We start from the raw sequence: 25,753 nt of genomic DNA on the forward strand, positions 1-25,753 counted from the left end.
ACATTTTGTCGCAAATGAATACTATGTAAAAAGGAGCTGATCCATATGAATTGTACAAACCGTACCCAAAAAAAAATAATGGCTTATTCTGCATTATTCAAAAAAATGGGCATTCTCAATGACGAGGAATATAAAAGTATCGCGAAAACTTTACAAACAAGGGATTGAGGAAGGGTCCATTGGATACTCATAAACTTTTATCCTACTTTAAACAGGCTGTAAAACCCCCACCTTCAATTTCCGAATAAGGAGGGGGATTGAAGTCTGATAAATACTAATTTGTGCCCTTTAATTACAAAGAAGGGGATATATGGAATTCTAGGAAGATTCATATATATATAGGGTAAAGTCGGTTAAAAGGAGAGTATTAGATAGAATGAATGGATTGTTTGATGCAGAAAAATATATGCATGCACCCTCTTTAATTTTTATAGCATTAAGTTACATGCTGATTGCGATAGCTTTTGCCATTATTTATAGAAGACAAGAGGATTCACCTAAGGTATGGAAGGCTTCAGTTGTCTTGGTACTTGGAATGATCGCTTTTAATTTTTCTTTTAATCTATCAGATGAGGTTGTTAGTGTACCCATTGTCCCTTTAGGGGTGGCTCTTTTATCATGGTTATTGAGAAGGAAAGGAAATGAAGGGCGGTGGCAGCGATTCCGTCGATTTGCCTGGCTCGGATTCCTATCGAATTTCATCTTTTTGACAGCTTCACTTTTAGCCATGCCTCTGGATGGAATTATATATCCTAAGTCTGAAACAACTACATATATGATGGACGTTAACAAGGCTTCGCTGATAGCGACCCATTCGAATTCCAAAGAAGTCACTTTGAATAAAGAAGAACTGCAAAGACAAATGAACAAGATGAAACAAAAAAAGATCGAGAGCGAATCTTGGTATTATGGGATCAATGAAGAGAGCGGGTATAAAGAAACGTTCCCTTATATTCTGACAGGGTCAGTTCCTAAAAAAGGAAGTGGTCTTGAAACACTCATTTTCATTGAAGAAGATGGCAAGGGTCTGCTGATTACACCAAATAAGGGGCACCAGGTCTACTTCAGGTTAGAAGAGTCCATTTTAACCGGAGGTGTGTTGGAAGAATGACTAAAAAAGCAAAAATGAGTGTTTTAATTACAGCTGCCATCTTGATAGGAGGTATTCTTTTATTTGTACTATTCCAAAAAGAGCCGGAACCCTTTCTATCGGAAAAGCAAATCATTAAACGAATAAACTCAATCTTCCCTGAAGCACAACCAAAGTCCATTCAGAATAAAATCTTTTTAGATGATACACATGTGTTTGTCCCCTTTATCAGCGAAGAAAGTGGATATGGGATGAGCTTTTGGGTCTGGAAGGGTAACAAATGGAAAGCTGCTTCCGTGAACATGGGCGGTCAGCCACAGGTTTGGAATGGAGAAGAAAAATCATTGATCATGTGGAATATGAATCCAAAAGATGACGTATCCGAAATCGGGGTTTTTATGAAGGGTGATAGGGATTTTTTGGTATCGGATGGAATAGCCACATATCAACCAGGTATAGAAATGATGCACAGCATTGCGCTTAAGGGGAAAACGTACGGAGTCGAGAGGTTTCCTGACAATTGGCGGGAACTTATGAAACAGTATGTAAAACTACAGGCAGAAGATGGACAGAATGACTTCCCTGATTTTAACGACCCGATACGGTTGGTCACTAATTTTCATGATAAAGAAGGGGAGGAGATAATCCCTGAGCACTCCTTTAACGGAAATAGCTATACGACTGGATATAATTTCGTGGATGTTCCTTTCCTGGTTACTGTGCAAGAGGAAGAGTTGGAGGGGGCTTATTGAAAAGGGGCTGTCAAAACTTGAAGGCCTTCATTCATTACTCAATCGGTTTATTTTGTTTGGGTATTGCTTAAATTCTGCCGTTTCTTGGAGGGTAAATTTGAAAGTGAAAAGGAAGAATGTTGTGATCCGGTGGTGTTCTCTGCGATAATGGAATTAAGAAATCGAAAAGGAGTTACATAGGATGGCAGAGGACTTTAAGATTCCCAGCTTGAAAGTTGATGAGATCGATAAGAAAATCATATCGGTTTTACATGAAGATGCGCGAATTTCGTATACCGACTTAGCGAAGAAAGTGGAACTCTCCAGAGTTGCGGTTCAAATGAGAATTAATCATCTTGTTGAAAACGGCGTGATCGAGAGATTCACTGCGGTCATAAATCCAGCTAAGGTCGGCATCCATGTCTCGGCTTTTTTTAACGTTGAGGTTGAGCCTAAATATTTGGAATCGGTCGCCCAGCAATTAGAAAGTGAACCGGCTGTAACGAGCTTATATCATATGACTGGTCCGAGTAAACTCCATATGCACGGAATCTTTACTGATAATCAGGAGATGGAACGCTTTCTCAATGAGAAGCTATATGCGGTAGTAGGTGTTGTCAGCGTTGATTGCCAAATTCTCATTAAACGTTATAAAAGCCGGATGGGCATGAAGCTTTAAATGAAAAAATCCCCCTATATAGGGGGATTCAGTTTGTAGACAAAAGGGGTTCGGAATTAAAAAATTCCGAACCCCTTTTTGAGATTCCCTTTGAATTTTTGCCTGAAGTTAGGAGATTGGGGCTCTACGAGCCCACTATGTTAGGCCATTTTTGGACCTCGCCATGTCCAATTGGCCATCTTCTTTAAATTAATGGCAGCGAAAGTAAGCATCGCCTGCATCGACAATTTTTTAAGTCCCCTTAAAGTTGTCCAACGCATACCATGCTTTTCTTTTGCATCTGCGAATACACGCTCAATCGTTTCTTTACGTTTCGCATATATAGTTTTTACATCTTGATGATGACGCAGATGATCTGCTTCTTCCACATGTGTTTGCCAAATATGCCGTGTCACCACTTTTTGATGGTCTTTGCTTTCTGTACACTGAGATAAAAATGAGCATGTCGCACAAGTGTGTTTGGGTGATTTATACTCGCGATAGCCCTCTTTATTGGTTGTTGAGTACTTTAATAGCTCTCCCGAAGGACAAAGGTAACAATCAAAATGTTCATCGTATACATAGTCCTGTTTGCGGAAAAATCCTTCTTTGGTGCGAGGACGTGTATAAGGTAAAGCCGGTATGATTTCTTTGTTAAATAGGTAGCTTGTAATCGCTGGTGTTTTATAAGCTGCATCTGCGGCAACGGCTTCCGGTTTTCCAACTTTCTCAATCACTTGTTCAACTAGTGGCTCTAAGATCTGACTGTCATGTATATTTCCAGGTGTTACAATCGTTCCCAATACAAAACCGTTGCGGTCTGCGGCCGCATGGAATGAATAGGCAAACTGTTTTGTTCGTTCATCTTTCACATAGTAGCCACTCTCAGAATCCGTTGTACTTTCTTTAATCTCTTTGGTCTCTTCTTTATCAAATTTATCTGATGGAAAAGGCTTCTTTCCATGTTTTTCACGATCTTGATTGATTTCTTCTTGAAGACGCCCTTGATACGCTCGTGTTTCTTTACGAACGATTTTCTTTTCAAATTTCCTTTTATTCGCACTGGCTTTCACATGTGTGGAATCCACGAAAACGTGTTCAGCACTTATTAACTTTTTATTAGCAGCTGTCATTAAAATGCGATAGAAAATCTGTTCAAACAGGTCTGTATCTTTAAAGCGTCGCTCATAATTTTTCCCGAACGTAGAGAAATGAGGTACTTTATCATGGAAACCATAGCCTAAGAACCAACGGTAAGCCATATTGGTTTCAACTTCTTCAATCGTTTTACGCATGGAACGAATACCGAAGGTATATTGAATGAATGTCAGTTTAACTAAAATAACTGGATCAATACTTGGGCGTCCTACCTCTGAATACATCTCTTTCACCAAGTCATAAATGAAAGTGAAGTCAATGGCAGCCTCCATTTTACGAACCAAATGGTTCAGTGGCACCAGTTGATCTAACGTAATCATTTCAAGTTGATCTCGCTGAATAGAATCATGTTTAGAAAGCATCCTCATCACCTCAAGTTTTAATACTTCTATTTTAAAACAAAAATGACTCCAGGCAAAAGTGTTTATCTAAAAGGTAAGACAAAGTTGATTGGAACGGAAGGTACGAGACTCCTGCGGGAAAAGCGCGTCTAGGGGAGACCCCGCAGGCGAAAGCCGAGGAGGCTCCCCGACCGCCCGCGGAAAGCGAGTGCCTGGAGTGGAAAATCAACGGCCAAATTGTACAACTCATAAAAAATAGACAAACTCGATTTTCATCGAGTTTGTCTACAGTCTGAATCCCCCTATATAGGGGGATTTTTTTTTATTATGTGAGTGGGATGATAAAGCCGCCATACGCAAAAGCAAGAATGATTACGAATGCGGGGTGAATCTTGAATTTACCTAAAGCCAAGAATGCCAAACCAGCGATGACGATTGAATGGATGTAGCCGATGGAACCGACGGCATCAGCGGCCATATTCCAAGTGAGCAATAACATCATGATCGCAATCACGGGCTGCACAAGCAGGGACATGCCTTTTACGATAGGCGATTGCTTGTATTTTCGCAGGATTTTTAATAAATATATCAAAGCCACTGCTGAAGGGATGACGGTGCCCGCCAATGCAGCTAAAAATCCTGGCCACCCATATACATCATATCCGACATATGCGGCTATTTTGGTGGCGATCGGCCCTGGGAGTGAATTCCCTAACGCAAGCATTTGTGAAAACTCGGTATTATCAAGCCAACCGTACCGGGTGACGATTTGATCATACATAAGCGGAATCGAGGCTGGGCCTCCGCCGTAACCAAGGATATTGGCTATGAAAAACGCTAGAAAAACAGCGACTCCAATTGGGATTATAAGACCCATTAAGCGGATTCCTCCTTCCTATCAACCTTTTTATTTTTCAATCTATCTTTTAATTTAAAATGGAACGCCCCATATAAAAGGAAAATCATTATGACGATACCCGGATGCAGGGAAATGACCTGCAGAAGCAAAAAGGAAATCGCAAAAAAGATGATTCCGAGCACCTTCCCTAAACCTTTTACCGCCTTTTCGCCAAACTCGTAAGCCATTTGGCCAAGCATGACGGCAACAACTGGCATGACAGCAGCGATCATATTGCTGATCATTGCTGAATTACTTAAAACATTAATGAACGCAATTAAGAAAACCATCGCAAAGCATGAAGGTAAAACGTGAGCGGCCACACTTACGAGGGCTCCCGGCCAGCCTTTTAATTTATAACCAAGATATGCTGCCATCTTAGTGGCAATCGGTCCTGGGAGTGTATTGGCGATCGCTAAAGTGTCCCCGAATTCATCATCGTCGAGCCAGTGATAACGGGAAACGGCTTCGTGGCGGATGAGCGGGATGACTGATGGCCCGCCGCCGAAACCTAAAATCCCCGTTCTCATCATCCCAACCGTTAATTCCGTATATGGATTTTTCAAAACGATTCCTCCTTTGTTTTAAATTTAGAATTCATTTCCATGATTATGAATTAATGATAACAAAAATTCTTTCAAAATGTATATAAAATTTTAATGATTATTACGTAATGAACGAATAATTGGTATTTTTAAATAAAATAGGCTTATAAAAGTGATGAAAAAACAACTTTTTGTTTTGAGGAATGAAATTTGGATTACGTAAGAAAAACATACAAGTTATAATACAATCATCATTATTTTTGAAAAATCAAATAATTAACAAGGAGTAGATTTATGACCCAATCGATAATTGGAACGAAAAGTATGGTGGGCGCACGTTCCATACATTGATGCGAGCAATAGCCTGCAAAGATGGAAAACAGAGCATTTTATATGGTACTCAGGGTGGGGAAGGCCAGCCGCAAACACAGACTGTGATCATTACCAGGATGATAGATTACGAATGGACCCACAAGCGGCAATCAATGAACCGTGATTCGTCTGGGGAAGAACCTGGGGTCAAGATAGTGAGTCGTTAAAATTAGAAAGCCGTGTCAAAAAGGTTGCGATAGAGGAACTAAAGGCAAGGGGACATCATGTCGAAGTGGGTAGAAGAATTCGATGGGGTGATGGGCCATGCACAAGCCATTCGGATTGATGAGCATAACTTCCTCAAAGGCGGGGGCGATTCCCGTGGGGACGGTGGGGCGGTCTGTTCTTGAAGATTCCCCCTTCTTAATAACATAAATGGGAATAAATTAAGGAAATGACACTCCCAAAAACGTATAAATAATTAATACGAACCTATCTAATATAAAATTGGGAGCTATATTGTCCCTTCTTCAGATATAAAATAAAAGAATTAAGAACACATTTTGCATACTAAAGAAGATACCTCATTTCTGTTATCTGATAGCACCTTAATTATTTCTCTGTAAATATCTTTCCCTTAATCCCCCTTTCTAAAAAAGTACCCTATAGGCAGACTTTTTTAAAAGTCTCTATAGGGTACTTTTTAATATAAAACACCATTCAACGTTTTTATTACGGTTATTCTTCCCGAATGACTATTAACACACCAATAAAAATTAATATTGTACCTATCCAAAAAGACAAGCCGATTTGCTCACCTAGTAATAACCAGCCTAAAAACGTACCGACTATAGGTTGTAAAAAGAAAAATAATCCACCACTTGAAGCGGTAAGCATTTGCAGTCCGCGATTCCACAGTAAAAAGGCACATGCTGTCGAAATAACGCCTAAGTATAAAAGGCCGCCCCATATGGATGGATGCATTATTGCTTGGAAATCGAGCTCATCCAATCGACTAATTGTAAAAGGTGTTAAAAAGACAATTGCCACAAGCACAGCATAGGTAGTTACAACCAGTTGTGAATATTGCCCAGGTACACGTTTAATTAGAACTGACATAAGTGCCCAAGTTAATGCAGCAATAAGCAGTGATACGCCCCCAAGTTGGTGAGATGAACCGATATGGGCATTTCCGACAATGATACCGACACCGATTGTCGCTAAAATAACCGAAATTGATTTTTTAAAAGTAATCTTTTCTTTTAAAATGATACGTGCAAATATCACCATAAATGCAGGTGTAGTTGAAGTAATGATGGCTCCCATTTGTGCAGTAGAAAGTAGCGTACCGACTTCCTGGGTTACGATGGAGATTGTGTTTCCAACAAGTCCCATAATGAGAATTAATAGCCAGTCCCGTTTTTCAATCCGCCAAGATTGTTTTGTTATTAAACCAATGGTTAGCAATGCTAAAATCGCAATTACATATCGTAATAAAACTAATTCAAGTGGTGGAACAACGTCTACCACAACTTTTACCACCACGTACATTCCGCCCCAAATGCTAGCAGCGAGTGATAAATATAAAGAACCTAATAAAGTGTTTTTCATTTTGTACCCTCCGTTTTAACTAGATCTTTCCAGTCCTTAACGGAGTTGCAAGTTTTCTACCGTTAAGGAAGAATGACTGCAGGTACATCATTTTCGAATAGCGGTGACCACATCATAAGCTTTCAGCTCACTTTCAAAATATTTATTTTATCATATCATACAATGGTTTTAGTTAATTGTGTAAAAAAACAGTTCCGAGATTCTACTAATCATTCGATTCAAAAATCAGTAAGCAATAACTACATACTCATTTAAATAAACAAAAAAATGTTTTATTGTCACTTTAATTATGTGAAAAATACCATCTTCGCTATTGAAGGCCAATTATCCAATTAAATTTGTGTCAGTCTCTTTTTTGTTAAGTGTTACGGTTAGCGAAGAACAATTGGGGTAATACTAAAGGTAATATGAGTTATTTCTAAATTTTCAGAAAATTACATTGACATGGGAATAACTCTGTTATATATTGATTTTAAGTTAAATTAATTGTTATATAACAGAAAGGGGAGCAAGATGATGAACACTTATGATAAAGCTTATGAAAGTTATTTAAAGATTTGTGAAAGGTATGGAATGGAGTCGATAAATATCGATCACTTCATCAAAAATTTAACCAAAGATCAGTTGGATGAATACAGTAAATTAGCTGTTTAAATGAAAGGGCGTGATTACACAAGATGGACCTCCCGGTTGATGTAGATGTAGAAGGCAAATAGAAACCCCACCAGTTGTTAATAACAGGTGGGGTTTTGTCATGTGTATGAAGAGTTTATTTTTAATTAGTATTGCAAAAAACATTTTTCAAAAGTGGATTTTCAGTTGGAATAATAAAGAGGTTATTTGTAGGGAAGGCAAAGAACAAATGGAACTTGGTCAAATGTGGTATCGGAAATGATCGATATTATATAGTAATGTTTAGTGTTGGAAAGAAAACGTGGACTAGGAAAGATTGGATATTACTTTGGTATTAATAGGCTCTTAGGGAGTTTTTTTTATCCTAATCCACAATAATAGTCAAAGTTGGTACATGCCTTTCTAGAAATATCACAATTTGGTATATTTCCTTTCAATTTTCCTGAATTCATTTGAAAGTTCAAATAAGGTGTGTAAAACGGCTGTTTGAATATATAGATTCATATAATTATCATTGCTCTTCTTTTGAAAAGATAAATCATGTTTTTCATCAATTACTCGATTTATACAATCATGAATTTCGCTCCACATTTCTTTCGTTCCTTCTTTAGTTTTAGTCTCCATAATCTCCCACTCCTTTTTTATTAGTTTATCCACTCTATTACATTCTTATACTTTGTTTTTTTATAAATATTAAATACAGTTGGTGATTAGCTCTTGATTTTGGGAGAGCGAAGCGAATATAGTATCCGGACACAATTATTTTTTGGTATAAATTACCTGATAAAAGTATAATGACTTTTCCTGTCATTTCCAAAGCATGGGGATTTGAATAAATCGTAATGGCTATGGGAATTCCAGCGTCTCAAAATAAAGTTGCCGAAAGGGGAATTTTGTAGGAGGGCTTTGTTTCACTTCGTCTCTATAGTTGCTTAATTGGGCCATATTCTTGAGTGACGTATTGTACAAAAGGCAGGAGTTTGGAATAATTAGTATTAGATGCTAAAACGCAGGTTAAACCTTTATCGATTCTGTCCATGAATAGGAGATTGTTATGTTTAAAATTAACTTCATATTTCCACTTCGTTAGTGTATCAGCCACTATTTTTCTAATCTTTTCATCATCTTCAATTATCATTCATATTCAGTAAGTTCACCTTTGAATCCCTCCCATGGCACTCTGGATGTGAAGGATTCGATCAAAGAAGTCACTTTGACTTTGGTCACCTTTATAAAGCTCGTTTACGATTCCTCCATCAAGCAAGAAGATAACTCGTTTACAGAAGCTTGCTGCATACGAATCGTGCGTAATCATAAGGATAGTTGTTTGAAAGGTTACATTTAAGGTAGCTAACTGTTCCAATAATTGTGTTGCTGAACTGGAATCAAGCGCACCTGTAGGTTCATCTGCAAAGACAATCGCAGGATTTGTAATGATGGCACGTGCAGATGATGCCCTTTGTTTCTGACCACCAGAAACTTCCGTAGGGTATTTATCCTGAACTTCTTCAATATTCAATGCCTGAATGACTGGTCTCAGCAGTCTTTCCATCTCATCTATAGAAAATTTCCTTAATGAAAGGGGCAGAAGAATGTTTTCTTTGATCGTTAAAGTATCAAGCAAGTTGTAATCTTGAAAGATGAAACCCATTCGTTCTTGGCGAAATGTACGTAATGCCTTTTTGTTTAAATCTAACAGCGCCTGTTCTTCAAGCCAGACCTCCCCGCCAGAAAATTTATCAATCGTCGATAGCACATTCATCAGTGTTGTTTTTCCTGAACCAGAAGGCCCCATAATAGCTGTGAATTCACCCGAAGTTATTGTCAGATCAATATTCTTTAAAACCTGTGTCTTTCCATAGGATTTAGATAAGTTTTTAGTTTGTAATACTTTTTTCAACGTAAATCCCCTCCTCATGTTACATACTATAAAATTCATCCTATTCTCCACCATAGATGTAACAGGAAGTTAGATTACAATTTTGTCACATTCCACTTTGAATATGTAAAATAAGTAATGAACAGTGAATGTAATAAAGAATTCCCCAAATCAATTATGCATTCTCAACATCTTGGTAGCAACAAGCTGAAATAGATGAGGGATAAATGGATAACCGAGTTCAACTCCAACAATAGGGCACGTTTAATTAGAATAGGCTTTTCCTAATGACTGACAGGCGCTTTACTTCATTAAAGGAGTTGCTATGGCAGACTTTTTCTTATCGATTTTAATAGACATAGTTACATAAGGTGCTTTTTTCGATTAAAGGGATTAAATAATAGATAAGGAATAAAAACAAATTTTCTGCAGAGAATACTTCTATTAATTAAAAAGTAGGAGTGTATATATGGAACAAACACTTTATGAAAAAGTTGGCGGAGAAGAAGCGATTGCAAAAGTTGTGGACTATTTTTACTCTGAGTTGGTTCTTAAGGATGATACAGTTAATCATTTTTTTGAAAAAACGGATATGGAAAAACAACGCGGTCATCAGACAAAGTTTATAAGTTTTGCATTAGGTGGCCCAAAACAATATTCTGGACAATCCATGGCAAAAGCTCACCAAGGAATGGATCTGCAACCATCCCATTTTAATGCTATTGTAAATCATCTTAGCGATGCACTTGCTCATTTTGGAGTGAATGAAGCTGACATAGATACAGCTTTAACTAAAGTTGCTTCACTAAGAGATGATATTTTGTATAAATAACTGATATTGAATTAACAGGTGCTTTACCAGGAGTTGCTTTGGCAGCTCCTTTTCTTATGGAACCCTTCTTTAACGACTAATTATGCAATCTTAAATAATTGATGTAAAATTGCATAAAACTATCAATTTATTGAAGATTCTATATATTGTAATTATTGGGAAGATGACTTTAATTCAAGCTCTAAATAATCATCCCTCACTTGGTATGATATTTGCATATAAGTTAATTAAGTACGATTAAGGGTGGAGTGATACATGGAGAATGCAAAATTAAGACGTTCGTTAACAGTATTTCCTTTAGTGCTATTTGGATTGGCTTATATGGCACCTACAACAGTTTTTTCTACTTATGGGGTTGTTGCGGAAATAACGAAAGGGATGGTACCTGCCGCTTATATTATAGCTTTAGTTGGTATGTTGTTTACAGCCTATAGTTATGGTCAAATGGTTAAGGCCTATCCTGTTGCCGGTTCTGCATATACATTTACTCAAAAGGCTCTTAATCCTCATATTGGATTCTTAGTAGGCTGGGTTATACTATTAGACTATTTATTTTTGCCAATGATTAATGGATTACTAATCGCTATTTACTTAAACGCATATTTTCCATCCGTTCCTTTTTCCGTCTGGTTAATTGGTTTTGTAATTTTAATCACCACTGTAAATATAATCGGAGTGAAAATAGCAACAAAGATAAATCTTTTATTAGTTGCCTGTCAGTTCTTAATAATAGTTATATTTACATTCCTCTCAATTAAAGGGTTACTAAACGGAATGGGTTCAGGGACATTATTTATGGGTTCTCCATTTGTGAATGGAGATATACCACTATCCTTAGTATTAGCAGGATCCTCTATTTTATGTTTATCTTTTTTAGGATTTGATGCTGTCACTACATTTTCAGAGGAGACCATTAATCCTAAAAAAATAATACCAAAGGCAATTTTCCTCGTAGCATTAATAGGAGGAGGTCTGTTTATCGCCATCTCATACATCAGTCACCTTGTTTACCCAAATTTCCAATCCTTTAAAGATCCAGATTCTGCTGCCTTAGAAATTGCTATATACATCGGGGGTAATTTATTTCAATCTATTTTTCTAGCAGGATACATTACAGGGGGGCTAGCATCTGGTTTATCAGCTCACGCAAGTGTATCGCGACTTTTGTATGCGATGGGAAGAGATGGAGTTCTTCCTAAGAAAATATTTGGTCATATTCATCCAAAATTTCAAACTCCAACACACAACATTATCTTAGTGGGAATTTTTGCTTTATCTGCTTTATTTGTTGATTTAGTGACAGCATCATCCTTTATTAACTTTGGAGCACTCGTTGCATTTACATTTGTTAATCTTTCGGTTATTTCTCATTATTTTATTAGGGAGAAACAGCGAAACGGAATTAACAAACTAAAATACCTAATATTGCCTCTGATTGGAACCAGTTTCACAATTTGGTTATGGACTAGTCTTGATTCAAAGGCACTTTTACTCGGACTAGGATGGTTTGGAATAGGTTTCATCATGCTCCTTTCCAATACGAAAATGTTTAGTGAACGGCCACCAGAGCTTTCTATTGAAAGTGCGAAGGAAAATGAAATTCAAGCATAAAAGCTAGATTTATCAAGGAGGACAAAAATGATAAAGGCAGACATCATTCTTTCTGGTCAACAAGTTTTTACTGGGCTACAAGATGAGCCAATAAAAGCAGCTATCGCTATTAAAGATAATAAAATTGTTGAGATCGGTCCTAAAGAAGAAATATGGTCATTCATTGGGGATCGAACTAAGGTGTATGACATGGAAGAGGGACTAATTATTCCGGGATTTCATGATTTTCATATGCACATAATGATGGGAAGCATTTTACAGAAGGATAGTGCCAAATTATTTGATGCTACTTCAGAAGAAGAGGTAGCTAAACTAGTAGGTGAATTTGCAGAAACAAGACCAAATGATGAGTGGATATTTGGTATTGGCTGGGATCATACCAATTGGAAAAAGAAAGTGCTACCACATAGAACAACATTAGATAAATATATTTTTGATCGTCCCGTTTTATTATTCAATGCAGAAGTGCATTACGCATGGATCAATAGTAAAGCAATAGAAATGATTCAATTAACGAAGGATACCCCAGACCCGGAATATGGAGAAATTGGAAAAGATGAAAATGGGGAACTGACAGGCCTTCTTTTTGAACAGGCTATTGGGTATGCATCGGAACATGCATATAAATTACCGAAAGAAAAACGTGTAAAACTATTCCAAGGTTTTCTCGATGAAACAAAAAGATTGGGAATCACATCCGTTAATGATTTATACGGAGCTAAAATTGCGCCAAACCCATTAGACGATCTTGAAATTTTTAAGGAATTTGATAGAGAAGGGTTACTTACAACTAGAATTCACTTTTCTCCGGAGTTAAAAATGGATTTAGCTGTCGCGAAGGTATTACAAAAAAATTATCAGTCAGACAAGCTTACCTTTTCTGGATTAAAACAATTTATAGATGGTGTTGTGACAAGTCATACTGCTTTTTTATTGGATCATTACAAAGACCGTCCTGAAACAAAAGGTGGAACCACTTATCCATCTGAAACAATTAAACAATTAGTAAAAAAGGCAGATAAGGAAAAATTCCAAATTCGTTTCCATGCTATTGGTAACGGTGCTGTCCGCTTAGCATTGGATGCATTTGAAGAAGCAAGAAACGTAAATGGAGAAAGAGATGCCAGACATGTCATTGAACATGTGGAGGTATTGCATCCAAACGATGTCCATCGCTTTAAGGAATTAGGTGTAATCGCTTCCTTTCAACCCAAACATATTGAATTAATGGAAAGTGAGGCTTATACAGCTAGAATTAGTGAAAAACAACAACCTCTCTATTATCCTATCAAAACAATAGAAGATACTGGTGCTGAAATTGCCTTTGGTACAGATTTTCCAGTAGTACCCCTAAATCCTATGATGGGTATTTATCAGGCAATCACCAGAAAAGATTTAACCGGGAAGGCGTGGCAGGAGTCGGAAGGAGTTACTTTAGCACAAGCATTAAAATACTACACGGCTACACCGGCATACGGATCTTTTAGAGAAAAAGAATTAGGTACATTGGAAGCAGGAAAGATAGCGGATATCGCAGTATTGAATAAAAATTTATTTAGCATATCAACAGAGGAAATTCTTGAAACTGAAGTGAAGATGACGATTATGGATGGAAAGGTTGTATATGAAAACCAGGTCGTCCCAACTGTATAAGATAAAAAAATAAAAAAGTCAGGTAGTGAGAAAATGTCAAAAGTAAAAGTTGGTCTTATTCAAATTCATTGCGGGGAATTCATTGAGGAAAATATTCAAAAAACGATAGAGAAAATAAAAGAAACAGTAAATAAAGGTGCGCAAATCGTTTGCTTACAAGAATTATTTTCTTCGCAATATTTTCCACAAAATGTTAGTGTGGAAAATTATGATTTAGCTGAAGATGTAGATAGCGGTGCATTATCCGAAATGGGTGAATTAGCAAAGGAATTAGGAATCGTCTTGATTGTTCCTTTTTACGAAAGAGCAGGTGCTGGTATTTATTTTAATAGTGCAGCTGTATTTGATGCAGATGGAGAATGTTTAGGGATTACAAGAAAAAATCATATTCCGGATGGTCCCCAGTATCATGAAAAATATTATTTCGTTCCAGGCAATACCGGGTATCCTGTCTATGAAACTGCTTATGGAAAAATAGGTGTCGGGATTTGTTGGGACGAGTGGTTTCCAGAAGTTGCCCGAATTTTGAGCTTACAAGGTGCGGAGATATTATTCTATCCTTCTGCCATAGGTTCAGAGCCAGATCATCCTGAGATATCAACAAGACCATCCTGGGAAAAGGCAATTTCTGCTCATGGCATTTCTAATGGTGTATTCGTTGCTGCAACAAATCGAGTAGGCCAGGAAAAAGACATGAATTTTTACGGTGGTTCATTCATTAGCGATACATTAGGGAATATTTTAGCTTCACTTGATGATGAAGAAGGAATTATTGTAAAAGAGATTGATTTAAAAGAAATAGAAAAGACTAGAAACATTCTACAATTCTTTAGAGACCGTCGTGTCGATACATACGACCCTATATTACAAAAGGAAATACTCCCAACCCCACCCCCTTCAAAAAACAAACAAAGGATTATCGTGCAGTAATGAGAATCAACTGCAGTGGAAAAAAAGTAGTATGGCATCAACATGAACGGAACGCCCTTGCCGAAGCATTATAAGCTTATACTGGCGGCTTGGCCATTGGTACATTCGGGGAGCGTGAATTAGGTAGGGAAGCTTGCTGATATCGTTGTCCTCGACCGTGATCTTCTTGCGGTTCCGCTTGAGGAGATACCTAGCATCTACGTTTCAAAACTCTATTCTTGAAGTATCCCAGATATCGCAATCTATAATAGATCTTTATTACTCGGATTAATAGTGGAACGGTCCTGACTATAATCAATCAAACAAGAAACTGCCGGAGAAGGAGGGAATCTTCTCCGGCAGTTTCTTTAACTTCCACGATATACTTGATAGCCCCATGGGGAAACGAGCAAGGGCACATGATAATGAGAGGATGGGGAAGATAGTCCGAATCGGACGGGAACCAGGTCCAAAAAGGGCGGATCAGGGAGTTCGATGGATTTATTCCGGAAGTAATCCCCGATATGAAAAACGATTTCGTAGTTTCCCGTTTTGGTGTTATCTGCTTTCAGCAGCGGGACATCGAGCCTCCCGTCTGGATTTGTGACAGCTGACTGGAGCAGCTGCCAGCTAGCGGTGGATGATTCGGAAAAGTATAATTCAATCGTCACGTTTTCGGCTGGCTGGCCATGCATTAAATCCAATATATGTGTTGTTATACCAGGCATATATACTCCTTAACCGATGTTTTCTTCAGCGGCAGCCAGGATTTTGTTGTTTTCGAGATTTTCTTTTTTAACGGTGAAGACCTGAAAACCATATGGCGGGCGCGGCTCGGTATATACTTTTCCTTTGGAGTCCGGTATTTCGGAAACAACTGTATCCCATGTGTGGTTTTGGGATTCGAATGTAACTTCAAGAAGCTGAGGGAATCTAGTTAAAATGCGGCAGCCGATTTCATAAATCAGATTTTGGATCGAAGGAGTTTCCATTTCATGAAAAACGGATGTAGCAATATCGATTACCTGTTCGGCAGCTACGTATTTAGAGGGATCCATGCCGAATGCATCCTTTTGATCCTCATAGACCCAATGGAGATTCAAATAGATGAAAAGCGGCCGATTTCCATCTTCGGGAAGCGTCGTATACTCATCACGGACAAAACCGACAAAAGAGTTCCCGCTTACTTTGATTAATTGAAGGTCGAGGATGGAACTGCTTTGCTGAACGATCTCGTTGCCAGTTTCCCCACGGATGATTTCGACGGCAGCCTTGGCCCGTTCATTGCGGGACTTTTTGAATACAAGGTCACTCGGTTTCAATTGGGGGTCCGTTGCTTCAGTCACTGCTTCGAAAGGGATATCTTCAGCAATCAACTTAACAGTATCGATTTGAGGATATTTGTTTAGGAAGGCTTCTGATACATATGAAGCAAATCCTTCTAATGTTGCGCCTTTGAATGTAGCTAAATGCCTTTGGATGAAGTTTTTCATCGAATCAGTCGCGACGACCATGGAATTGTCTCCTTCCGTGAATGAGGGAAGAAAAGAGGAGCCGCCAACGGAAACTTTTACATTCGTGCCAAAAATGATATGACCTCTTCCTGAAAAAGTGGATTCTGGAATTTGCTTGATTCCGGTTAAAGGATTCGAATAGGTCCTATAGGCAAAAACATTCCCTTTTCCATAACTAAGTGTTTGTGCGGCTGATTTATTTTTCATTAAATTCTCTCCTTCAATTTTAATTTTATCCTGTAAACGAAATAGGGCTATTTGATAGATTTCAGTTAAGGCCTTATCGAACTCGGCTGCTTCTGCATGGTGAATCCTTGTATTCATCGATTGATATATGTCATTTTTATCTTTGCCTCGCACAGCCAGGATAAATGGAAAGTCAAACTTATCCATATATTTCCGGTTCAATGATATGAAATCTTCATATTCATCGGACGTAAGGTCCTTTAAACCGGCGCCATGCTGTTCCTTAATCGAATCATCACTCATTTCAACTTTGTCCCCAAGGTTCGGATGCTTCCTGATTAACGATAACTTATCTTCCTTTGACGAATTGCCTACAATGTCCACCATGCATCGATGCAGGTGGATTATTGAAGAAAAGGGCTTATTGCCTGCCGATTTTTCTGCAATCCAAGGTGAATGTTCGAAAGTATCCCCAAGGAACTTCGTAAATTCCTTTTCGGTTAGTGCATTTAATGAAGTAAGAGTAATCATCTCCAGTCTCCTTCTTATATACTTTTTGCCATTAGATCTGAATCGGGGATGGTACTATCGGCGGCTTTTTTCTTGCGTGGAGTCAAGATCAAATTCAGGATGATGGCTGTCAGGCTTCCTGTTATGATTCCATCACCGACAACGATACGGATTGCTTCCGGCAGGCTCGAGAATAACTCGGGAACGACGGTGGCGCCCAGTCCGAGTGAGACTGAACAAGCAATGACCAATAAATTGGCATTATCCGAGAAATCGACGTCATTCAACATTTTAATTCCTGATGAAACAACCATTCCGAACATGACGACGGTAGCACCCCCGAGGACGGCAGTAGGAATCAGTGTAGCGAGAGCTGCGATTTTCGGAACCAGTCCAAGCCCGATTAAAATGAAGCCGGCTACAATGGTGATCGTTCTTTTTTTCACTCCGGATAATTGAACGAGACCTACATTCTGCGCGAATGTACTATAAGGGAAGGCATTGAAAATGCCACCTAAAGTGAATGCCAGGCCTTCTGCGCGGTAGCCTTTGACAATATCTTTTTCACTCAATTCCCTATCTGTTATTTTTCCGAGAGCAAGGAATGCGCCAGTGGATTCGATAAGGATGACTGTGCCAACCAATATCATCGTAAGAATGGGAGTTATTTCAAAGGTGGGTGTACCAAAGTAGAAAGGTGCAGGGATATGGAACCAAGAAGCCTCGACAACCGTGGAAAAGTTCATTTTCCCAAAAAATGTTGAAGCGATCGTTCCTGCGATGATGCCAATCAGAACGGAAATGGCGCGTATGAATCCTGTGAAATAGCGATTAATTAACAGAATGACAGCGAGGACACCGAAAGAAAGCATTAAGTTTTCGGCTGAACCGAAGTCTTGGCTGCCAGAACCGCCAGCCATATTCTTTATGCCGGTGGGCACTAAGGATAATCCAATGATGATGACGACGGTACCGGTCACGACAGGCGGAAATAATTTAAGTAGTTTACCAAATATGTTGGAGAATAAAATGATGAATAACCCAGCGGCGATGATTGATCCATATATAGCGGAAATGCCATAATTGCTGCCAATGGATATCATGGGGGTGACTGCCACGAAAGAAGTTCCCAATACTATCGGGAGGCCAATGCCAAAATATTTATTTTTCCAGGATTGCAATAATGTAGCGATTCCGCAGGTTAATAGATCAATGGCAATAAGGTAGGCGAGCTGTTGGGAAGTGAACCCCAATGCTCCGCCGACGATGATCGGTACCAAGATGGCACCAGCATACATGGCAAGAACGTGCTGAAGACCTAACGAGAAGGCCTTGGACTTATTAATTCTTTCATTCATAAAAAAACTCCCTCCTCTAATTGGTTGTCATATTATATCACACGAATTCGTTATGATTAATACCATCATAATGAATAATCAGAAAATTGTCATTAGTTAGATTAGACAATTTTTGGTTGTTGATATAGACAACTTGCATAAAGTGAAGGGGGAAGAGGTTGGGTTTTATATATTAAGTAAGGATTTAATGCGAAGGGCAAGTCGTATCTGTAGTGTGGTCTCTGAATCTTTTAAGCTCTTGCCGAGCAGCTCTTCACATTTCTCGAGTCTGTATACAACGGTGTTACGGTGAACGAATAATCTTTTGGCAGTTTCGGATATTTGGCAATGCGTTTCGAGATAGACTGATAATGTCTGTAATAAGGATTGCTCCTCCTCGGTGAAAATCTTTGAAAATCCCTGTAATGCGAAAAGGTAAAAATTCATTAGGTCTTCTTCGGGGATGATTCTCAATAATTCCATAATATCCTTCGTCCGGAATATCTGGATGTAATCTGTCCTTTTCGAAAGGCCTCCTTCCAGAAGGGAGTCGTTCGCCTCTTTGTAAGCGTTCTTGGTCTGTAAAAAGTTCGGTCTCATATGGCTCACTCCGAAAGATATCGTGCAGTCGAATTGGCTGGCTGTTATCTTTTGCAATGATTTTAGCGAGGTTTCGACATATTGAAGAACATCGCCAGAGACTTCGTTCACTTCGTATAAAAGAATGCATTTCTTACCTTTTGTAAAGAGGTGAATGGGATTAGGTGATAGGCGAAGCTCATCTTCCAAAAACTCGTATATCGAATCAGCCCTTCGTTGTAGCTGTGTGTAACTTTTGGCCAATTCGGATTCATCGATTTTTCCGACTGCGCATATATAGGCTTGTTCATTATGTAAGGAAAACTCTTTTGCTCGGTTTATGATTTCCTCTTGTGAAGAGAAACTCCCATCCAGGAAATGAAGGAAGAAATCATTTCGGATATTCCGATCATGCTGTTTAAGGGCATGTTCTTTCATCAAGGCAAAAGAAATGACATTAGTTGCCTGCTCTATCGTCAGTGTTATCAGGTTATCGCTATTCTTGATTTCTCCTGATATTGTCAAATAGCCAAATTTTTCTTCATTCATATAGATGGGGAATACGGTATAGGTTTGTTTATTGGATAGAGATGAAAATGAAAAGAACGAAGCTATGGTTTTATGAAATCTGTATCCTTCACTGTTCATTTTTTTGATTATTGGAATAATTCCGGATGTTGAGGTTGGATGGAATATCGGTTTAAGGTACCGGTCAACTAATAAAATGGGGTATCCAATCATATTCGATAAATGATCAAGCAGTTTTTGAATCCCTTTACCCCGCATGATTAAGTTTGTGAATTGCTTATGTGTTTCCATGGCGAAAGTCAATTCAGCTGCCCGTTGATCCAAAATCGCCCGGAATGTATGGTTGATGATTTCCCCAAGTGACAATTCTGCTGGAAGATCAATGATTGGTAAGGATAATTCATTGGCTAGAACCAGTACTTCCTCGGGTATTTCTTTTAGGAATCTACGTGTCTTTATCCCTAGGGCTGCGCAGCCTTGATTTGCCATCGCTTCGACAAGTGATAACAAAAGGTGTGGCTTGTCCTTTACGTGATAAGCTGTGGTTACAAGGAATTCATTTGGTTTTAAAAAGTTGATGATATCTGGAGCATCCATCATATTGACAGTCTTGACTTCGCGTTCGAGCCCTGTTCCTCCGGCAATTAAATGCATGCCGGTTAATGCGGGCAATGTTAAAAGTTCGGTTACCTTCATCTGATACACCTCATTCTGGAAAATTAGATTATTGAAGTGATTTTATAATTAAAGCTGTATATGAATCCAGGGAATTGATCGGTTTTAAATTAGTGCATGTAACTGATATTTATCTGAATCCCTCCGTTCACTCACATGCTTTGCAGATTTTCATTATCATATCATACAATTCCTTTGGTATATCTTACAAATTTCATTGTTTGGGTTGTTGAGGTATACAAAAATGGGTTTGTGTGTAAGGTTTTATAACATTGTTAGTGACATAATATCTGAATTTTGTTAATATTTATAAAAATAAAATAACGTGGGAATAAGGGAGACGATAAAATGAATGAAGGCACAGTTGCTTCAAGTAAGAAAAAAAGAGTCACGCCGTTTCCAAAAGAATGCACATTCAGCAAAGCGGACTGGGATGTATTATCGCAATATTGGTTTCCTGTGGCAGCAGTCGAGGAAGTGTCGGAAAAACCGATAGGCATTAAGCTTCTCGATGTGCACCTTGTCCTTTATCGGGCTAGTGGGAAGATCATCGTTGCGAGGGACCTTTGTCTGCATCGTGGTGTGCCATTAAGTATGGGGTGGGTGGAAGATGATAATATCGTATGCCCTTACCACGGTTTTAGATATGGCCCTGAAGGTAATTGTACTGGGATTCCTGCACATCCCAATGCTAAAATATCCCCGCGTCTTTGTATTAATATTTATCCCACGGTAGAACGCTACGGTTTGGTTTGGACATCGATTGCGAGCGATAAAGAGGATATTCCGAAGTTACCGGCATGGGATGATGATGAATATTTGAACATCCTGCCTCCATCCATTGACATTGCTGGTTCAGCCGGTCGGCAGATGGAAGGCTTTTTGGATGTGTCCCACTTTGCTTGGGTACATTCAGAAAGCTTCGCTGATCGTAACAATCCTATCGTTCCTAGTTATAAAGTGGAAAAAACGGAGTATGGCCTGCACGTGGAATACTTAAGTTCCGTCAGTAATTATGGCAAAAGCATGCAGCATTTAGAACCTGCCAACTTTGAATGGCTCCGTGTTTTTGATATCTATCCACCGCTTGCGGCCAGGCTGACTGTCCACTTCCCGGAGGACGGAAAACTTCATATCCTGAACTGTGCCAGTCCAGTTTCTGCACGTAAGACAAGAATGTTTTCGCCGATGGCCCGTAACTTTGATTTAGATGCTCCGATAGAAGATACCTATGAATTCAATTTACAGATCTTCAATGAAGATAAGGAAATGGTTGAAAATCAAAAGCCGGAGGAGCTGCCTCTAGATTTACAAGCGGAAGCGCATATCGTCGCAGATAAGACGTCGATTGCGTATCGTCAGCTATTAAGGGAATTGGGCTTAGGTTCGAATTATACAAGTTGAGAAGAAGAGGGTGTCCATGTTTAGTGGGCACTCTCTTCTTCTTTTACAGGCATTATTGGATTGGATTTTAGTTGGTTATTTTGCACAAAAAAACACCAAAATACTAACAGAATTGCCAATGAAGTTATATGCGAAAAGAAGTAAAATAGTAGATAACATATATTTGTGAATATTCATAACATGAATGGATATTGAGAAGGGAAGCGAAGTGATGGCAATTCAAATCGAAAAATTCATAGATGAAAAGGATGATGTTGCTTCGATGATTGAATGGTTAGCATCTTTCGGGGCAACTGAGAGTAATGGGGTGACCCGTTTATTATATTCCAAGGAATGGATGAGAGCTCAGCATGCAATGAAAGCAAAGATGGAAAAAGAAAGCCTGATTACATATTTTGATAGTGTAGGCAACTTGTTTGGCAGGCTTGAGGGGACCGATTCCACCGATGAAACCATTCTGACCGGCTCTCATATAGATACGGTCAAGGATGGGGGGAAATATGACGGTGCATATGGGGTCATCGCTAGTTTCCTGGCAGTTAAGAGGTTGTTTAAAGCCTATGGGCAGCCTCGGAGGACGATTGAAGTCGTTTCTTTTTGTGAGGAAGAAGGAAGCAGATTTCCCTTGACGTTTTGGGGATCGAGGAATATCAAAGGAGTCTATGGTCTTGAGAACGTAAAGCATTTAAAAGATACAGAGGGAATTTCTTTTTTGGAAGCCATGAAAAAATCAGGGTTTGAACCTGAAGCCTATATGACCCCCGTCCGCGATGATATTGACCGATTCGTTGAAATTCATATAGAACAGGGGATGGTGCTTGAAAAGAATGAGAATACGATCGGGGTCGTCAGCCATATTGTCGGGCAGCGCCGTTATACGGTGAAAATCATTGGTGAAAGCAATCATGCGGGCACCACTCCTATGTCTTACAGGAAGGATGCAGTCAGTGCAGCTGCGGAATTCATTTCTTTTTTAACGAAAAAAGCGAAGGGGATGGACTCGGATTTAGTTGCGACGGTTGGCAGAATGGATGTTGAACCTAATGTTCCGAATGTCATTGCTGGTGAAGTGGAATTCAGTCTCGATATCAGGCATCACGAGGAAGTGATTCTTGATAGGTTTTGTAAGGAAATCTTTTCGGCTTTCGATGCCTTGGCGAAAGAAGCGGATATGAAGATGGAGATTTCACAATGGATGGATGTCAAACCTGTTGCCATGGATCGGGAAATGAATCGCCTTGTCCGCAAAATTGCTGAAGATAAAAATATACCTTATCAGGATATGGTCAGCGGAGCCGGGCATGATGCGCAAGTGTTTGGTTCATTTTGTCCGACGTGCCTGCTGTTCGTCCCAAGTAAGGACGGAGTCAGCCATTCGCCTAAGGAGTTTACGAGTGTTCCGGATTTGGAAAGGGGAATCGATGTTTTAAGCGAAATACTATATAAATTAGCCTATTGAAGGAGTTGGGTAAAATGTCATATTCAGAATTGAATGCACCGATGAGAACGATCATGACGCCAGGTCCAGTCGAAGTGGACCCGCGTGTTTTAAGAGCGATGAGCACACCGATATTAGGTCAATTCGATCCTGCATTCACTAATATCATGAATGAAGTGATGGAAATGTTGCGTTTGGTTTTTCAAACGAAAAATAAATGGGCGTTCCCGATAGATGGCACTTCAAGATCAGGAAATGAAGCGATTCTATGCAGCATCATTGAGCCGGGAGATAAAGTTCTGGTTCCCATCTTCGGAAGATTCGGTCATTTATTGGTGGAAATTTGTGAGCGATACGGAGCTGATGTTCATACGATCGAATGTCCTTGGGGAGAGGTGTTCGACCCGCAAGCAGTCATTGCGGAAATCAAGAAAGTCTCACCTAAAATAACGGCAATCGTCCATGGGGAAACTTCCACGGGATGTATGCAGCCATTGAAGGAAATCGGGTTGGCCTGCCGTGAAATGGGTGTCCTGCTTGTGGTGGATGCGGTTGCGTCCATCGGGGGAACGGATGTAAAGGTGGATGAATGGTGCATTGATGGATTGATAGGAGGGACGCAAAAATGCTTGTCCGTTCCTTCGGGTATGGCGCCGATTACGTATAATGAGCGAATAGAAGAAATCATCCAGTTCCGCAAAAAGGTGGAACGTGGTATTGCGACAGATGAAGACAACCAAAAGATTTCAATCCGCCGTCCCATCACCAGTAATTATTTCGATTTAAGCATGCTGCAGGATTATTGGGGACCGCGCCGTTTGAATCACCACACAGAAGCGACTTCAATGCTTTATGCGTTACGTGAAGGTTTGCGCCTGGTAATTGAGGAAGGTCTGGAAGCCCGATTTGCCCGTCATGAACTCCACGAAGCTGCTCTCGTTGAAGGGGTTAAGGCGATGGGACTAACGTTATTCGGGAATGGGAAAAACAAACTTCCGTGTGTAACTTGCATCGAAATTCCACAAGGAATCGACGGGGAAGCCGTTCGAGCAATGCTGTTGAATGAATTCGGTATCGAGATTGCCTCCTCGTTTGGTCCGCTTCACGGAAAAATATGGAGAATCGGCACAATGGGATTCAGTTGTAGGAAAGAAAACATCCTCTTTGTATTGGCCTCCTTGGAAGCTGTCCTTTTGCGCCAGGGGTTTCAAGTGAATCGGGGAGAGGCTTTGCAGGCTGCACTCGATGTGTATGTGGGAAAAACGGAGAAAGTGTCTGCATCCAGGGGATCTCTTTGATTCTATAAAAATATTTTGGAGGAGTGGTCTGTATGTCAATATATGATCTTATTATCCGCAATGGGTATGTAGTTTTTCCAGATGAAGTGAAGAAAGCTGATCTTGCAATCAGAGATGGGGTGATTGTTAAGATTGGGGATCGTCTGAGTGGTAAAGCGGATGAAGAGTATGATGCGGATGGCCAACATATCTTTCCGGGTATGATTGATGTCCATGTACATTTTAGCGAACCTGGCCGCGCTCATTGGGAAGGCTTTGAAACAGGATCGCAAATGATGGCAGCGGGAGGTTGCACCACATATTTCGATATGCCATTGAATGGAATCCCTTCAACCATCGATCGAAAGGCTCTCCTTGAAAAGGGCAAGATCGGTGAAGGGAAATCAGTTATAGACTTTGGATTATGGGGAGGGCTGGTCCCGGGAAATATTGATGAATTAGAGGAGCTATCAAAATCTGGAGTCATCGGTTTTAAAGCTTTTCTCTCAGAGACGGGAAATGATGAGTTTGAGCGTGCGGATGATTTCACCCTTTTACATGGTATGAAGAAAATTGCAGAATTGGGCAAGGTCTTGGCCCTTCATGCGGAAAGTGATTCGATCACTCAATGGCTGAAGCAAGAAAAAGAGAAGGATGGACTATTCAGTGCGAATGATTATGCAGCCACAAGACCTGTGCAAGCAGAAGCGGAGGCTGTGGAACGTGCCATCGCATATTCCGAGTTAACAGGCTGTCCCCTGCACTTTGTCCATATTAGTAGTGGCTTGGCCATTGAAAAAATTGAATCGGCCAAACAAAAGGGACTGGATGTAACGGTTGAAACGTGTCCACATTATTTATTATTCAATCAGGGTGATTTAATAGAAAAAGGTGCGGTTGCAAAATGTGCTCCCCCACTAAGGGAAAGAGAAGAACAAGAAAGATTGATAGCCTGTTTAATGGAAGGGAAATTCGATATGATTTCTTCCGACCACTCACCATGTCCTTATGAGTTGAAAGACCCTGGCGTACATAATATTTTCGAAGCGTGGGGTGGAATAAGCGGGGGGCAATTTTCACTGATGTCGATGATAGAATTGGCTGTATTGCACGATATCCCACTTCACAAAGTCGCTGAGTGGACAGCTTCAGCCCCGGCAAATAGATTTGGTCTCTCTTCCAGAAAAGGACAAATTAAGGATGGAATGGATGCAGATCTTGCCATCGTTTCCCTTGATGTTCCGCATGAAGCTTCGGAAACGAATTTTTTCGCGAAACATAAGCAAAGCCTTTATATGGGCCATTCCTTTCCTTGCCGAATCACCGCTACCTTTAATAGAGGGAAAATAGTTTATAAAAATAATGTAATAAGTGAAAGGGAGCGTGGGGAGTGGTTAAAAGTGATAGATTCCAGTATTGCGGTCAATAAATAGGAAGAACGCTT

The 25,753-nt window shown here is 39.7% G+C and carries 22 protein-coding genes and 1 pseudogene; 13 read left to right on the forward strand and 10 right to left on the reverse strand.

The window, feature by feature from the left end; translation table 11 throughout:
• Positions 1 to 376 precede the first annotated feature (376 nt).
• The 3 genes from QUF78_RS05830 (at position 377) to chrS (ending at position 2,500) form a co-directional block, all read left to right on the forward strand.
• Positions 377 to 1,111 (forward strand): hypothetical protein, encoded by a 735-nt coding sequence (locus QUF78_RS05830; RefSeq protein WP_289323935.1) that lies wholly within the window; start codon positions 377 to 379, stop codon positions 1,109 to 1,111.
• Positions 1,108 to 1,842 carry a hypothetical protein gene (locus QUF78_RS05835; protein ID WP_289323936.1) on the forward strand — a complete coding sequence of 245 codons (735 nt, stop codon included), beginning with the start codon at positions 1,108 to 1,110 and terminating at the stop codon, positions 1,840 to 1,842. The genes QUF78_RS05830 and QUF78_RS05835 overlap by 4 nt, the downstream gene beginning before the upstream one ends.
• A gap of 181 nt (positions 1,843 to 2,023) precedes the next feature.
• Positions 2,024 to 2,500, forward strand: a complete 477-nt coding sequence (gene chrS, locus QUF78_RS05840; RefSeq protein WP_034315019.1) for a chromate efflux transcriptional regulator ChrS — start codon at positions 2,024 to 2,026, stop codon at positions 2,498 to 2,500.
• A 140-nt stretch (positions 2,501 to 2,640) separates the two neighbouring features.
• On the opposite strand, the gene QUF78_RS05845 is transcribed toward chrS, so the two are convergent.
• The 3 genes from QUF78_RS05845 to chrB form a co-directional block, all read right to left on the reverse strand.
• The gene (locus QUF78_RS05845; RefSeq protein WP_289323635.1) at positions 2,641 to 3,999 is read right to left on the reverse strand and encodes an IS1182 family transposase; all 1,359 of its coding nucleotides are present in this window, start codon (positions 3,997 to 3,999) and stop codon (positions 2,641 to 2,643) included.
• Between the two features lie 304 nt (positions 4,000 to 4,303).
• Entirely contained in the window at positions 4,304 to 4,855 is a 552-nt protein-coding gene (gene chrA / locus QUF78_RS05850) for a chromate efflux transporter ChrA (RefSeq protein WP_289317692.1), read from the reverse strand.
• Positions 4,855 to 5,442 carry a chromate efflux transporter ChrB gene (gene chrB / locus QUF78_RS05855; RefSeq protein ID WP_289323937.1) on the reverse strand — a complete coding sequence of 196 codons (588 nt, stop codon included), beginning with the start codon at positions 5,440 to 5,442 and terminating at the stop codon, positions 4,855 to 4,857. The genes chrA and chrB overlap by 1 nt, the downstream gene beginning before the upstream one ends.
• A 311-nt stretch (positions 5,443 to 5,753) precedes the next feature.
• Here chrB and QUF78_RS05860 point away from each other — a divergent pair.
• Positions 5,754 to 6,143, forward strand: a pseudogene (locus QUF78_RS05860) (gamma-glutamyltransferase); the annotation flags it as partial.
• A gap of 328 nt (positions 6,144 to 6,471) precedes the next feature.
• Here the strand turns inward: QUF78_RS05860 and QUF78_RS05865 are convergent.
• Positions 6,472 to 7,344 (reverse strand): DMT family transporter, encoded by an 873-nt coding sequence (locus tag QUF78_RS05865; protein WP_289323938.1) that lies wholly within the window; start codon positions 7,342 to 7,344, stop codon positions 6,472 to 6,474.
• Between the two features lie 516 nt (positions 7,345 to 7,860).
• Between QUF78_RS05865 and QUF78_RS05870 the strand changes: the two genes are divergently transcribed.
• Positions 7,861 to 7,998, forward strand: a complete 138-nt coding sequence (locus tag QUF78_RS05870; RefSeq protein WP_289323939.1) for a hypothetical protein — start codon at positions 7,861 to 7,863, stop codon at positions 7,996 to 7,998.
• A 390-nt stretch (positions 7,999 to 8,388) separates the two neighbouring features.
• On the opposite strand, the gene QUF78_RS05875 is transcribed toward QUF78_RS05870, so the two are convergent.
• Positions 8,389 to 8,601, reverse strand: a complete 213-nt coding sequence (locus tag QUF78_RS05875) for a hypothetical protein (RefSeq protein ID WP_289323940.1) — start codon at positions 8,599 to 8,601, stop codon at positions 8,389 to 8,391.
• A gap of 529 nt (positions 8,602 to 9,130) precedes the next feature.
• Positions 9,131 to 9,877: an ABC transporter ATP-binding protein gene (locus QUF78_RS05880; RefSeq protein WP_289323941.1), complete on the reverse strand. Its 747-nt coding sequence runs from the start codon at positions 9,875 to 9,877 to the stop codon at positions 9,131 to 9,133.
• Positions 9,878 to 10,325: 448 nt separating this feature from the next.
• Between QUF78_RS05880 and QUF78_RS05885 the strand changes: the two genes are divergently transcribed.
• From QUF78_RS05885 to QUF78_RS05900, 4 genes are all read left to right on the forward strand, one after another.
• Entirely contained in the window at positions 10,326 to 10,688 is a 363-nt protein-coding gene (locus tag QUF78_RS05885; protein ID WP_289323942.1) for a group I truncated hemoglobin, read from the forward strand.
• Positions 10,689 to 10,943: 255 nt separating this feature from the next.
• Positions 10,944 to 12,299: an APC family permease gene (locus QUF78_RS05890; RefSeq protein ID WP_289323943.1), complete on the forward strand. Its 1,356-nt coding sequence runs from the start codon at positions 10,944 to 10,946 to the stop codon at positions 12,297 to 12,299.
• A 27-nt stretch (positions 12,300 to 12,326) separates the two neighbouring features.
• Positions 12,327 to 13,952, forward strand: coding sequence for an amidohydrolase (locus QUF78_RS05895; protein ID WP_289323944.1), 1,626 nt, complete (start codon positions 12,327 to 12,329; stop codon positions 13,950 to 13,952).
• Between the two features lie 33 nt (positions 13,953 to 13,985).
• Complete coding sequence (locus tag QUF78_RS05900; RefSeq protein WP_289323945.1) at positions 13,986 to 14,882, forward strand: carbon-nitrogen hydrolase; 897 nt, start codon at positions 13,986 to 13,988, stop codon at positions 14,880 to 14,882.
• Between the two features lie 347 nt (positions 14,883 to 15,229).
• On the opposite strand, the gene uraH is transcribed toward QUF78_RS05900, so the two are convergent.
• The 4 genes from uraH to QUF78_RS05920 all read right to left on the reverse strand — a co-directional run bounded on the left by uraH (position 15,230) and on the right by QUF78_RS05920 (position 20,211).
• Entirely contained in the window at positions 15,230 to 15,589 is a 360-nt protein-coding gene (gene uraH, locus QUF78_RS05905) for a hydroxyisourate hydrolase (RefSeq protein WP_289323946.1), read from the reverse strand.
• Between the two features lie 9 nt (positions 15,590 to 15,598).
• Complete coding sequence (gene pucL / locus QUF78_RS05910) at positions 15,599 to 17,092, reverse strand: factor-independent urate hydroxylase (RefSeq protein WP_289323947.1); 1,494 nt, start codon at positions 17,090 to 17,092, stop codon at positions 15,599 to 15,601.
• A gap of 14 nt (positions 17,093 to 17,106) precedes the next feature.
• Positions 17,107 to 18,429, reverse strand: a complete 1,323-nt coding sequence (locus QUF78_RS05915; protein WP_289323948.1) for a nucleobase:cation symporter-2 family protein — start codon at positions 18,427 to 18,429, stop codon at positions 17,107 to 17,109.
• Between the two features lie 165 nt (positions 18,430 to 18,594).
• Positions 18,595 to 20,211, reverse strand: coding sequence for a PucR family transcriptional regulator (locus QUF78_RS05920; RefSeq protein WP_289323949.1), 1,617 nt, complete (start codon positions 20,209 to 20,211; stop codon positions 18,595 to 18,597).
• Between the two features lie 327 nt (positions 20,212 to 20,538).
• On the opposite strand from QUF78_RS05920, the gene QUF78_RS05925 reads away from it, so the two are divergent.
• From QUF78_RS05925 to QUF78_RS05940, 4 genes are all read left to right on the forward strand, one after another.
• Positions 20,539 to 21,594 carry a Rieske 2Fe-2S domain-containing protein gene (locus QUF78_RS05925; RefSeq protein WP_289323950.1) on the forward strand — a complete coding sequence of 352 codons (1,056 nt, stop codon included), beginning with the start codon at positions 20,539 to 20,541 and terminating at the stop codon, positions 21,592 to 21,594.
• A 211-nt stretch (positions 21,595 to 21,805) separates the two neighbouring features.
• The gene (gene allC / locus QUF78_RS05930; RefSeq protein WP_289327243.1) at positions 21,806 to 23,053 is read left to right on the forward strand and encodes an allantoate deiminase; all 1,248 of its coding nucleotides are present in this window, start codon (positions 21,806 to 21,808) and stop codon (positions 23,051 to 23,053) included.
• 14 nt (positions 23,054 to 23,067) lie between these two features.
• Positions 23,068 to 24,330 carry a pyridoxal-phosphate-dependent aminotransferase family protein gene (locus tag QUF78_RS05935; protein ID WP_289323951.1) on the forward strand — a complete coding sequence of 421 codons (1,263 nt, stop codon included), beginning with the start codon at positions 23,068 to 23,070 and terminating at the stop codon, positions 24,328 to 24,330.
• A gap of 32 nt (positions 24,331 to 24,362) precedes the next feature.
• Entirely contained in the window at positions 24,363 to 25,742 is a 1,380-nt protein-coding gene (locus tag QUF78_RS05940; protein WP_289323952.1) for an allantoinase, read from the forward strand.
• Positions 25,743 to 25,753 lie beyond the last annotated feature (11 nt).

This window comes from Peribacillus sp. ACCC06369, from assembly GCF_030348945.1.
Classification (GTDB): domain Bacteria; phylum Bacillota; class Bacilli; order Bacillales; family DSM-1321; genus Peribacillus.